Annotated in this window: 11 protein-coding genes; 8 read left to right on the forward strand and 3 right to left on the reverse strand. The window is 66.5% G+C overall.

Annotated features, from left to right (window positions below):
• Positions 1-34: 34 nt before the first annotated feature.
• Positions 35-730 (reverse strand): DUF4190 domain-containing protein, encoded by a 696-nt coding sequence (locus CDN38_RS20760; RefSeq protein WP_075513563.1) that lies wholly within the window; start codon positions 728-730, stop codon positions 35-37.
• 226 nt (positions 731-956) lie between these two features.
• Between CDN38_RS20760 and CDN38_RS20765 the strand changes: the two genes are divergently transcribed.
• The 5 genes from CDN38_RS20765 to CDN38_RS20785 are packed head-to-tail and all read left to right on the forward strand — an operon-like array spanning position 957 to position 5,807.
• Positions 957-1,484, forward strand: coding sequence for a general stress protein (locus CDN38_RS20765; RefSeq protein WP_023366448.1), 528 nt, complete (start codon positions 957-959; stop codon positions 1,482-1,484).
• 11 nt (positions 1,485-1,495) lie between these two features.
• Positions 1,496-2,896, forward strand: a complete 1,401-nt coding sequence (locus CDN38_RS20770; protein WP_408633020.1) for an extracellular solute-binding protein — start codon at positions 1,496-1,498, stop codon at positions 2,894-2,896.
• Positions 2,893-3,804 carry a carbohydrate ABC transporter permease gene (locus tag CDN38_RS20775; protein ID WP_180276363.1) on the forward strand — a complete coding sequence of 304 codons (912 nt, stop codon included), beginning with the start codon at positions 2,893-2,895 and terminating at the stop codon, positions 3,802-3,804. Before CDN38_RS20770 ends, CDN38_RS20775 begins: the two co-directional genes overlap by 4 nt.
• Positions 3,805-3,808: 4 nt before the next feature.
• Positions 3,809-4,633 (forward strand): carbohydrate ABC transporter permease, encoded by an 825-nt coding sequence (locus CDN38_RS20780; RefSeq protein ID WP_099319445.1) that lies wholly within the window; start codon positions 3,809-3,811, stop codon positions 4,631-4,633.
• A 4-nt stretch (positions 4,634-4,637) separates the two neighbouring features.
• Positions 4,638-5,807, forward strand: a complete 1,170-nt coding sequence (locus CDN38_RS20785) for an ABC transporter ATP-binding protein (protein WP_075513534.1) — start codon at positions 4,638-4,640, stop codon at positions 5,805-5,807.
• A gap of 213 nt (positions 5,808-6,020) precedes the next feature.
• Here the strand turns inward: CDN38_RS20785 and corA are convergent, their stop codons facing one another.
• On the reverse strand, positions 6,021-7,121 hold the full coding sequence (gene corA / locus CDN38_RS20790) for a magnesium/cobalt transporter CorA (protein ID WP_075513565.1): 1,101 nt from the start codon (positions 7,119-7,121) through the stop codon (positions 6,021-6,023).
• Positions 7,122-7,316: 195 nt separating this feature from the next.
• Between corA and CDN38_RS20795 the strand changes: the two genes are divergently transcribed.
• The 3 genes from CDN38_RS20795 to CDN38_RS20805 are packed head-to-tail and all read left to right on the forward strand — an operon-like array spanning position 7,317 to position 10,397.
• Positions 7,317-8,306 carry a malate dehydrogenase gene (locus CDN38_RS20795; RefSeq protein ID WP_075513535.1) on the forward strand — a complete coding sequence of 330 codons (990 nt, stop codon included), beginning with the start codon at positions 7,317-7,319 and terminating at the stop codon, positions 8,304-8,306.
• A gap of 58 nt (positions 8,307-8,364) precedes the next feature.
• On the forward strand, positions 8,365-9,549 hold the full coding sequence (locus CDN38_RS20800) for an NAD(P)-dependent malic enzyme (protein WP_233026966.1): 1,185 nt from the start codon (positions 8,365-8,367) through the stop codon (positions 9,547-9,549).
• A complete protein-coding gene (locus CDN38_RS20805; protein ID WP_075513537.1) occupies positions 9,546-10,397 on the forward strand; it encodes a glycine betaine ABC transporter substrate-binding protein in 852 nt (283 codons plus the stop codon). The genes CDN38_RS20800 and CDN38_RS20805 overlap by 4 nt, the downstream gene beginning before the upstream one ends.
• 132 nt (positions 10,398-10,529) lie before the next feature.
• Here CDN38_RS20805 and CDN38_RS20810 read toward each other — a convergent pair whose 3' ends face one another.
• Positions 10,530-11,363, reverse strand: a complete 834-nt coding sequence (locus CDN38_RS20810) for an SDR family NAD(P)-dependent oxidoreductase (protein WP_075513538.1) — start codon at positions 11,361-11,363, stop codon at positions 10,530-10,532.
• Between the last annotated feature and the right edge of the window lie 86 nt (positions 11,364-11,449).

Genomic DNA, 11,449 nt, shown 5'->3' on the forward strand with positions numbered 1-11,449 from the left:
CCCGATGGCAGGTGCTGACGGGTGCTAACGGGTTCTAATGGGACGGAAGGCTGAAGATCGCGACGATCAGATAGACCAGCAGCGTCGCAACGCCGATCACGATGCCGGCCACCGCCAGGCCATAGCCGTCTTCTCGGGTTTGCTTGATCTGGTTGAGCGCGATCGTGCCCATCACGATGGACACGATCGAGCCGATGCAGCAGAACACGCCCACGAACGACGACACAAGCGAGACGATCGCCATGGTGTTGGTGCCCGGCATCGTTGGGCCCGGCGGGGAGTAATAGCCGCCCATATAGTCCGGCGGCGGGTACGGCGGCGGGAAATTGCCGCCCGGGTAGGAGGGCGGCGGGTATGCGGATCCGCCGTACTGCGATGCCATGGGTGTGGGATACGGGCCCGGGTAATCTGCCGGCGGCGCGCCGTACGGCGAATATCCCGGCGGCGCGTAGGTGGGCGGCGAAGTCGGTGGCGGATACCCGGGCGCGTAGCCAGACGGATACCCCGCCGGGCCCGGCGGGCCGGGCGGATAACCGGGCGGATACCCGGGCGGATAACCGGGCGGATACGCGGGCGGGTAGTCGGCGGGTGGCGACGATGTTTCCGGGGCCGCCCACGGGACGCCGGAGCTGGAGGAACCGGGCTGCTCAGGGCGCTGCTCACCGGCCGCGGGAGGTGAGGTCGTGCCGTCGTGGGCACCCTCGTCGGAGGAGCCACCGGAAGCTGTCATGGTGATCAACCTAGCCGACGGGACCGGGCCGACGCCCGGGTGCGGGCGGCGCCGGTGGCCCCCTGAAATGACGGCATACTCCTTCGTCGGGCGAGGCCCCCGCCGGGCGAAATATGGGTAATACCCGGTGCGAGGCGACCGGTTCGCGGTCGTCCTGATAATGCGCGGGCGTCCCGAAGATGAAACGATGGCCAGGGCATAGCACGGCAGAGGAGAATGAGAACCGATGACTAGCCCATTCCAGCCGGGACAGGTTCCCGGTGCCACACCGCCCACCGGGCCTGCTGGTCGACGGGTTGTGCCCGGATTGCCCACCCCGCCCAAAGGCTGGCCGGTCGGGTCCTATCCCACCTACGCCGAGGCGCAGCGCGCTGTCGACTACCTGTCGGAGCAGGAATTCCCGGTCCAGCAGGTGACCATCGTCGGCGTCGACCTGATGCAGGTGGAACGCGTGACGGGCCGGCTGACCTGGCCGAAGGTGCTCGGCGGCGGTGTGCTCAGCGGAGCGTGGCTCGGTCTGTTCATCGGCTTGGTGCTCGGCTTCTTCAGCCCCAACCCGTGGGCCGCGCTGGTCACCGGTTTGGTCGCCGGGGTTTTCTTCGGGCTGATCACCTCCGCGGTTCCGTATGCGATGGCGCGCGGCACCAGGGATTTCAGCTCGACTATGCAATTGGTGGCCGGCCGCTACGACGTACTCTGCGATCCGCAAAACGCGGAGAAGGCACGCGATCTGCTGGCGCGTTTGGCGATCTGACGCCGGTGCCGGTGGCGAAGGTGAGGCGGCTGGGCGCGGCCGTGCTGGCGGCGCTGACGGTCGCGTCCGCGGTCTCGGCCTGCGGGTCGCGCGGCCACGGACTGGTGCTCAGCTTCTACACCCCGGCCACCGACGGGGCCACGTTCACCGCTATTGCGCAACGCTGTACCGAGCAAGCCGGCGGCCGATACGTCATCGAGCACGTGAGCCTGCCCCGGTCACCCGACCAGCAGCGGCTCCAACTGGCCCGGCGGCTGACCGGAAACGATCACACCCTGGACGTGATAGCGATGGACGTCGTCTGGACGGCCGAGTTCGCCGAGGCCGGGTGGACGGTGCCGCTGTCGGCGGATCCGGCCGGGCTGACCGAGGCCGATGCCACCTCCGACACGCTTCCGGGCCCGATCAGGACGGCCACCTGGAAGCACCGGCTCTTTGGCGCGCCCGTCACCACCAATACCCAATTGCTTTGGTATCGGCCGGATTTGGTGCCTCAGCCGCCGGGGGATTGGAACGCCATGGTGGCCGAGGCGGCCCGACTGCGCGCCGCCGGTTTGCCGAGTTGGATCGCGGCGCAGGCCAACCAGGGCGAGGGTCTGGTGGTGTGGTTCAACACCGTGCTGACCAGCGTCGGCGGTCAGGTGCTCGACGAGGACGGCAAACGGGTCACCCTGACCGACACCCCCGAGCATCGGGCCGCCACCGTCGCCGCACTGCGGGTCTTGAAATCGGTGGCCACCGCACCCGGAGCCGACCCGTCGATCAGCCGCGCGGAGGAGGGCACCGCCCGGCTGGCGTTCGAACAGGGAAAGGCGGCCCTGGAGGTCAACTGGCCGTACGTGTTCGCCTCCATGCTGGAGAATGCGGTCAAGGGTGGGGTGCCGTTTCTGCCGCTCAACCGCCTTCCCGAATTGGCCGGCGCCGTCGACAACGTCGGTACCTTCGTGCCCAGCGACAGACAGTTCCGCATTGCCTATCAAGCCAGCCAGAGGGTGTTCGGTTTCGCGCCCTATCCAGGCGTCCTGCCGGGCCAGCCGGCCAAGGTGACGATCGGCGGGCTGAACCTGGCGGTGGCCAGCACCACCCGCCATAAAGCCGAGGCGTTCGAAGCGGTCCGATGCCTGCGTAACCTGCAGAACCAGCAATATCTCTCGATCCAGGGCGGTCTTCCCGCGGTACGGACCTCGCTGTACTCCGACCCGCAGTTCCAGGCGAAATATCCGATGTACGAGATCATCCGCCGACAGCTCACCGACGCCGCCGTGCGGCCGGCGACGCCGGCCTACCAAGCGGTGTCGCTGCGGCTGGCGGCGGCGCTGAGTCCGGTCACCAAGATCGACCCGGAACGCACCGCCGACGAGCTCGCCGCGCAGGTGCACAAGGCCGTCGACGGCAAGGGCCTGCTGCCGTGACGCACGCTTTCGTGCGCTCGGGGAATCGCCGAGCCGAGCAGCGCCTGGCGTTCATCCTGGTGGCACCGGCGGCGCTGTTGATGCTGGCGGTGACGGCCTACCCGATCGGCTATGCGGTGTGGCTGAGCCTGCAGCGCAACAATTTCGCTAACCCCGGCGACACCGCGTTCATCGGACTGGGCAACTACCAAACGGTTCTGACCGACCGGTATTGGTGGACGGCGCTGGCGGTCACGCTGGCGATCACGGTGGTCTCGGTGACGCTCGAGTTCGTGCTGGGCCTGGCGCTGGCGCTGGTGATGCACCACACGCTGATCGGCAAGGGGCTGGTGCGCACCGCGGTGCTGATCCCGTACGGGATCGTCACGGTGGTCGCCTCGTACAGCTGGTACTACGCCTGGACCCCGGGCACCGGATACCTGGCCAACCTGCTGCCGCACGGCAGTGCGCCGCTGACCCAACAGGTCCCGTCGCTGGGCGTCGTGGTGATTGCCGAGGTGTGGAAGACCACACCGTTCATGTCACTGCTGCTGCTGGCCGGTTTGGCGATGGTCCCCGAAGATCTGTTGAAGGCCGCACAAGTCGACGGGGCCGGCGCCTGGCGACGGCTGCGCAAGGTCATCCTGCCGATCATCAAGCCGGCGGTCGTGGTGGCGTTGCTGTTCCGGACTCTGGATGCTTTCCGCATTTTCGACAACATCTATGTGCTGACCGCCGGCGAGAACAACACCCAGTCGGTGTCAATCCTGGGCTACGACAACCTGTTCAAAGGCTTCAACGTCGGTCTCGGCTCGGCGATCAGCGTGCTGATCTTCGGCTGCGTGGCCCTCATCGCGTTCATGTTCATCAAGCTGTTCGGCGCCCAACGACCGACAGCAGCTGTAGGGACGGACGTGGATGGCCGCTGAAAAGTTGGCAGCCCGTCGCGCTACGTTTTGGGCAGTCGTCGACACGGTGGTCGTGGTGTATGCGTTGCTTCCGGTGCTGTGGATTTTCAGCTTGTCGCTCAAGCCGACGTCAACGGTCAAGGACGGCAAGCTGATTCCGTCGTCGGTGACCCTGGACAACTATCGTGGGGTCTTCCGGGGCGAATTCTTCAGCTCGGCGCTGATCAACTCCATCGGAGTCGGGCTGATCACCACGGTGATAGCGGTGGCGCTCGGCGCCATGGCGGCGTATGCGATCGCCCGGCTGGAGTTTCCGGGCAAGCGGGCGCTGATCGGGGCCACGCTGCTGATCACCATGTTCCCGGCAATCTCGCTGGTGACACCGCTGTTCAACATCGAGCGCGCCGTCGGCCTGTTCGACACCTGGCCGGGCTTGATCCTGCCGTACATCACTTTTGCTCTGCCGCTTGCCATTTACACGCTGTCGGCGTTCTTCCGGGAGGTCCCCTGGGATCTGGAGAAAGCGGCCAAGATGGACGGCGCGACCCCTGGGCAGGCCTTCCGCAAAGTGATTGCGCCGCTGGCGGCTCCGGGGCTGGTGACCGCCGCGATTCTGGTGTTCATCTTCGCCTGGAATGACCTGCTGCTCGCGCTGTCGCTGACGGCGACCAGGGCGGCGATCACCGCGCCGGTGGCGATCGCCAACTTCACTGGTAGTTCGCAGTTCGAGGAGCCGACGGGATCGATTGCGGCCGGAGCTATCGTGATCACGGTTCCGATCATCGTCTTCGTTCTCGTCTTCCAACGACGGATTGTCGCCGGCTTGACGTCCGGGGCTGTGAAGGGATAGTGCAATGGCCGAAATCGTGCTCGAACACGTCAGCAAGAGTTACCCCGACGGCGCGATGGCGGTAGCCGACCTCAGCCTCACCATCGCCGACGGCGAATTCCTGATTCTGGTCGGGCCCTCCGGCTGCGGCAAGACCACCACGTTGAACATGATTGCCGGACTTGAGGATATCTCGTCGGGAGAACTGCGCATCGATGGGCAACGGGTCAACGAGAAGGCGCCCAAAGACCGCGATATTGCCATGGTGTTCCAGTCGTATGCGCTCTATCCGCATATGACCGTGCGGCAGAATATCGCGTTTCCGTTGACCCTGGCGAAGATGAAGAAGGCCGACATCGCGCAGAAGGTCTCCGAGACGGCCAAAATCCTTGACCTGACCGACCTTCTGGATCGCAAGCCCTCACAGTTGTCGGGCGGGCAGCGCCAGCGGGTCGCGATGGGCCGGGCGATCGTGCGCCATCCCAAGGCCTTCCTGATGGACGAGCCGCTGTCGAACCTGGACGCCAAACTCCGGGTACAGATGCGCGGCGAGATCGCCCGGCTGCAGAAGAGGCTGGGCACCACCACCGTCTACGTCACCCACGACCAGACCGAGGCCATGACGCTGGGCGATCGGGTGGTGGTGATGTCCGGCGGCGTTGCGCAGCAGATCGGCACTCCCACAGAGCTTTACGAGCATCCGGCCAACGTGTTCGTGGCGGGCTTCATCGGCTCACCGACGATGAATTTCTTCCCCGCGAAGTTGACGGCTATCGGGCTGACCCTGCCCTTCGGTGAGGTGACACTGGTACCGGACGTGCAAGGGCTGATCGCCGCCCGCGCGAAAACCGAGAACGTGATCGTCGGCGTGCGGCCCGAGCATATTCGGGACGCCGCACTGATCGATGCCTACCAACGCATCAAGGCGCTGACCTTCCAGGTGGGCGTCGACTTGGTCGAATCGTTGGGGGCGGACAAATACGTCTACTTCACCACCTCGGCTCCGGCCGTGCACTCGGCTCAGCTGGATGAGCTGGAAGCGCAGGGGGAAATGCGCGAAAACCAATTTGCGGCAAGGGTTCCCGCGGAATCGAAGGCGGCGATCGGGCAGCCGATCGAGTTGGCTTTCGACACCACCAAGCTGGCCGTTTTCGACGCCGACTCCGGTGTCAACCTGACAGTTCCCCCGTCCTGACGGCGCGGTCGAGTGTGCGTCCTGGGCCCTGACGGCGTGGTCGAGTGTGCGTCCTGGGCGGGCGGTGTGGTCGAGTGTGCGTCCACGGCGTCCAGCGTGCATCCAGGGCGGCAGAATCGCGAGAATGCCGCCGTGGACGCGCACTCGACGCCGTGGACGCACAGTCGACGCCGTCGACGCACCCTCGACGCCGCAGGTGCACACTCGATCGCGTCAGAGCCAGTTCCGGTTGCGGAAACTGAGGTAAAGGACCAGGCAGACGACGACCATGCTGCTGATCACCGCCGGGTAACCCCACCTCGAGTTCAATTCGGGCATGAAGTGGAAGTTCATACCGTAGATGCCGGCGATCATGGTCGGCACCGCGATGATGCCGGCCCAGGCCGAGATCTTGCGCATGTCCATGTTCTGCTGCATACCGACACGGGCCAGCGCGGCCTGCACCAGCGAGTTGAGCATGTCGTCATAGCTGGCGATCTGCTCGGCGGCCTCGGTCTGGTGGTCGGCGACGTCGCGCAGGTAACGCCGGACTTCCTTGGAGATCACGTCCTTGTTCTCGGTCTGCATCCGCTGGAACGCCGTCGACAGCGGGTTGACGCAGCGGCGCAGCTCGAGAACCTCCCGCTTGAGCAGATAAATCGGCTCGACGTCGAGCTTGCGGCCGGGCGCGAAGGCCACTTCCTCGATGCTGTCGATGTCTGTTTCGATCAGCGACGTGACCGCCAGGTAATGGTCGACCACGTAGTCGGCGATGGCGTGCATCACCGCGTACGGTCCCAGCCGCAGATGCTCGGGGTCGGCGTCCATCCGCTTGCGCACCTCCGACAATCCGCCGTGTTCGCCATGCCGGACCGTGATCACGAAGTCGTTGCCGACAAAGATCATGATCTCGCCGGTTTCGACGATCTCGCGGGCGAGCACCACCGAGTCGTGCGGTACGTAGTTGACGGTCTTCAGCACGAGAAACAGGGTCTCGTCGTAACGCTCCAGCTTGGGCCGTTGGTGGGCGTGCACGGCGTCCTCGACAGCCAGCGGGTGCAGCCCGAAAACGTCGGCCACGTCCTGCATTTGCTGCTGGTCGGGCTCGTGCAGCCCGATCCACACGAATGCCTGCTGTCCCGCCTGGCTCCGCTCCCGCACCTCCCGCGATGCGTCGGTGTAGGCGTACTTGCCTGGCATCCGCCGGCCGTCGACGTAGACACCGCAATCAACCAGCGCCTGCGCCGCCGGACCGCGTGTGGGATGGACGTGCTGCGGCCGGGATCGCGCGACCGTCCGCATCGATTCGGGCAGCGCGTCAAATCCTTGAAACATCATCAGTCTCCGATCGCAGCGCAGGTCTGACCGGGCGGTGGTCCATGCTACGCCGTTTTGCCACGTCAACGTGGCAGCAGCGGTGTCGGCGCGGGTCCGTAGATTTCCGGTGGGTCCGGTGCGCTAGTTTCGACCCGACACATCACCCCCTGTGAAACCCTGTTACGCAGATTTCTCCACAAGGAGCGAACCGACGTGAGCGCAAGTCCCCTCAAGGTCGCCGTCACCGGTGCTGCCGGCCAGATCGGCTACAGCCTGTTGTTTCGCCTGGCCAGCGGCTCGCTGCTGGGTCCCGACCGCCCGATCGAGCTACGGCTGCTCGAGATCGAGCCGGCGCTCAAGGCGCTCGAGGGTGTGGTGATGGAACTCGACGACTGTGCGTTCCCGCTGCTGGCCGGTGTCGAAATCGGCGCAGCCGCCAACAAGATCTTCGACGGCGTGAACCTGGCCCTGCTCGTCGGCGCCCGCCCGCGCACCAAGGGCATGGAGCGCGGCGACCTGCTCGAGGCCAACGGCGCCATCTTCACCGCGCAGGGCAAGGCTCTCAACGAGGTCGCCGCTGACGACGTCCGGATCGGCGTGACCGGCAACCCAGCCAACACCAACGCCCTGATCGCGATGAGCAATGCCCCCGACATTCCGCGCGAGCGCTTCACCGCGCTGACCCGTCTGGACCACAACCGGGCGATCTCGCAGCTCGCCAAGAAGACCGGAGTGAAAGTCACCGACATCAAGAAGATGACGATCTGGGGCAACCACTCGGCCACCCAATACCCCGACGTGTTCCACGCCGAAATCGGCGGCAAGAACGCGGCCGAGGTGGTGGGAGACCAGGCCTGGATCGAGAACGACTTCATCCCGACCGTCGCCAAGCGCGGCGCGGCGGTCATCGAAGCCCGCGGGGCGTCCTCGGCCGCCTCGGCCGCCTCGGCCACCATCGACGCTGCCCGGGACTGGCTGCTGGGCAGCCCCGAGGGCGACTGGGTGTCGATGGCGGTCTTTTCCGACGGTTCCTACGGCGTGCCGGAGGGCCTGATCTCGTCGTTCCCGGTGACCACCCAGGACGGCGACTGGACGATCGTCCCAGGGCTGGAGATCGACGACTTCTCCCGCGTCAAGATCGACGCGTCCACCGCCGAGCTCGCCGACGAACGCAGCGCGGTGACCGGGCTGGGCCTGATCTGAGCCGTGCCGCAGCCGGGAGCAGTCGCGGGCACAGTAACCTGATGCGGTGCCAAACAGCGTGCCTACAGCAGTGATCAGCCCACCGATCGTCATCGGAAACGACGAGATCTTCGAGGCCCACGTAGCGGGGAAGCTTTCCGTAGCGCTGAAGGCGCCGCTGGACACCCAGCGGGCTCTGTCGATCGCCTATACCCCGGGCGTGGCGCAGGTCAGCCGCGCGATCGCCGCCGACCAGACGCTGGCCGCGCGCTACACCTGGGCGAACCGGCTGGTGGCCGTCGTCAGCGACGGCAGCGCGGTACTCGGCCTCGGTGACATCGGGCCCAGGGCCTCGCTACCGGTGATGGAGGGCAAGTGCGCCCTGTTCCAGGCGTATGGCGGCCTGAACGCGATCCCGATCGTGCTGGACACCAAGGATCCCGACGAGATCGTCGAAACCCTGGTGCGGCTGCGGCCGACGTTCGGCGCCGTCAACCTCGAGGACATCGCCGCGCCCCGCTGCTTCGAGATCGAGCGACGGCTCATCGAGGCGCTGGACTGCCCGGTGATGCACGACGATCAGCACGGCACGGCGATCGTCGTGCTGGCCGCGCTGATGGGCGCCACCAAGTTGCTCGGCCGCGATATGTCCTCGCTGCGGGTGGTGGTATCTGGTGCCGGGGCCGCGGGTGTCGCGTGCACGAATCTCCTTCTGGTCATGGGTGTTTCGGACATCACTGTGCTGGACTCGCGCGGCATCCTGCACGCCGGGCGCGACGACATGAATAGCGTCAAGGTCGATGTGGCGCAACGCACCAATCCCGACGGTCTCACCGGCGGCCTGGTCGAGGCGCTCGAGGGCGCCGACGTGTTCCTCGGGGTATCGGCGGGTGTGGTCCCCGAGGAGTTGATCGCCACCATGGCGCCCGGCGGGATCGTCTTCGCGCTGTCCAACCCGGACCCCGAAATACCCCCACAGGTCGCGGCCAGGTACGCGGCGGTGGTGGCCACCGGCCGCAGCGATTTCTGCAACCAGATCAACAACGTGCTGGCCTTCCCCGGCGTGTTCCGCGGCGCGCTGGACGCCGGGGCACGCCAGATCACCGAAAAGATGATGGTGGCCGCGGCCGAGGCGATCTACTCCGTCGTCAGCGACGATCTTGCCCTCGACCGGATCGTTCCCAGCCCACTAGACCTGCGCGTCGGGGATGCGGTGGCCAAGGCGGTGGCTCTCGCCGTGGAGCCCTCAGACATCGCGGGGTGAGGATCAGCAGGTTGGCCCCGTTGCTAGTCGCGGCGGTGTTCGCGATGGCCGGCTGCGCGGCCGACACCGGCGAAAGCCACCCCGAGCTGGTGGTCGGAGCCAGGCCCGGCTCCGAATCGGTGCTGCTGGCCGACATCTATGTGGCCGCGTTGCGGTCGTACGGTTTTGCTGCGCGAAGCGAAACGGCCGGCGACCCGACGGTGAAACTTGACTCCGGGGCGTTCGCCATCGTGCCGGCGTTCACCGGCCAGATGTTGCGGACCCTGCAACCCGACGCCTCGGCGCTCTCCGACAAGGCCGTGTACCAGGCGCTGGTCGCCGCGCTGCCCGAGGGCGTCGCCGCCGGCGACTACACCACCGCGGCCGAGGACAAACCCGCAGTCATGGTGACGCCGGCGACGTCGACGGCCTGGGGCGGCAGCGAGCTGGACCTGTTGCCGCGCCACTGTGACGGGCTGGTCGTCGGGATGGTCACCGGAGTCGACACGCCTTCACGGGTGGGGTCCTGCCGGCTGCCCACGCCCCGTGAATTCCCGGATGACGCAACGATGTTGGCGGCGCTGCGAGCAGGACAGCTGACCGCGGCCTGGACCACCACCGCCAACCCCGCCAATCCCGCCGATCTGGTGGTGCTGAATGACGGGAAAGACGCGCTGATCCGGGCCGAGAACGTGGTGCCGCTGTATCGCCGCAACGTGCTGACTGACCGGCAACGGCTGGCTATCAACGAGGTGGCGGGTGTGCTGGACACCGCCGCCCTGACCGACATGCGCCGCCAGGTGGCCGCCGGCGCCGAACCGCAGGCGGTGGCCGGCGCTTGGTTGGCTGAGCACCCGCTGGGCCATTGAACATCGTGCTTACGGCCTCGAGGCTGCGCCAACAGCATCGAGCCTGCGCTCACAACATCGAACCTGCGGTCATAGACGCCACGAGCGACCAAGTGGCGCGCTGAGCGCAGGCTCGATGTCAACTCGGCAGGGTCAGCGATGCGGCGCCGGGATCAACTTGCCGAAGAGCGGCATGAACAGCCGCTGATACCCGGAGCCGGTCACCCGCACCACCAGGTCCAAGACCTTGGCGTCCGCGCCGACGAGCACGCGCGCCCTGTTCTTGCGTACCGCTTCGAGGATGATCTTGGCGGCTCGCTCCGGGCTGGTGCGCGCCGCCCGCTTGTCGAACAGCTTGGCCAATTCGGCGGCATCCAGCCCCTCGGCAGCGGTGGCGTTACGGGCGATCGCGGTTTTGATGCCGCCCGGGTGCACGGTGGTCACCCCGACCGGATGGCCGGCCAGGATCATCTCTTGGCGCAGCGCCTCGGTGAAGCCGCGGACGGCGAACTTCGCCGCGTTGTAGGTCGCCTGCCCGGGGCACGAGAACAGTCCGAACACACTGGAGATGTTGACGACGTGGCCGTCCCCGGAGGCGATCAGGTACGGCAGGAAAGCCTTGGTGCCGTTCAGGACGCCGCCGAAATCGACGTCCATCACCCGGTCGATGTCTTTGAATTCGCAGACCTCGATGTCGCCGGTGTGGCCGATACCGGCGTTGTTGTAGATCTGGTTCACCTTGCCGAAATGCTCGTTGACCGCCTCGGCGTAGGCCAGAACGGCCTCGCGTTCGGTCACGTCGAGCCGATCGGCCTTGACCGGGGCGCCGATCGCCTTCAGCATTTCCTCGGTCTCCGCCAGTCCCTCGATATTGACATCGCTGATCGCCAGGCTGGCGCCGGAGCGACCCAGTTCGACGGCCAACGCCCGTCCGATGCCCGATCCCGCGCCGGTTACCACGGCGACTTTTCCGGCGAACCCCTGCATTGAGCACCCTCCCTCTGTCGGCTCTCGTCGAGGTTAACCGGTACCGCGGGTCCCCCGGTAATGGCGGGTGGTTCAGCCGGGGAGGC

The organism is Mycobacterium ostraviense, from assembly GCF_002705925.1.
In the GTDB taxonomy this organism is placed as follows: Bacteria; Actinomycetota; Actinomycetes; order Mycobacteriales; family Mycobacteriaceae; genus Mycobacterium; species Mycobacterium ostraviense.

Bases quoted from the DNA above. Each gene is read 5' to 3' on its own strand.
- CDN38_RS20760 (WP_075513563.1), bottom strand. From the start codon at position 730: ATGACAGCTTCCGGTGGCTCCTCCGACGAGGGTGCCCACGACGGCACG.
- CDN38_RS20765 (WP_023366448.1), top strand. From the start codon at position 957: ATGACTAGCCCATTCCAGCCGGGACAGGTTCCCGGTGCCACACCGCCC.
- corA (WP_075513565.1), bottom strand. From the start codon at position 7,121: ATGTTTCAAGGATTTGACGCGCTGCCCGAATCGATGCGGACGGTCGCG.
- CDN38_RS20785 (WP_075513534.1), top strand. From the start codon at position 4,638: ATGGCCGAAATCGTGCTCGAACACGTCAGCAAGAGTTACCCCGACGGC.
- CDN38_RS20810 (WP_075513538.1), bottom strand. From the start codon at position 11,363: ATGCAGGGGTTCGCCGGAAAAGTCGCCGTGGTAACCGGCGCGGGATCG.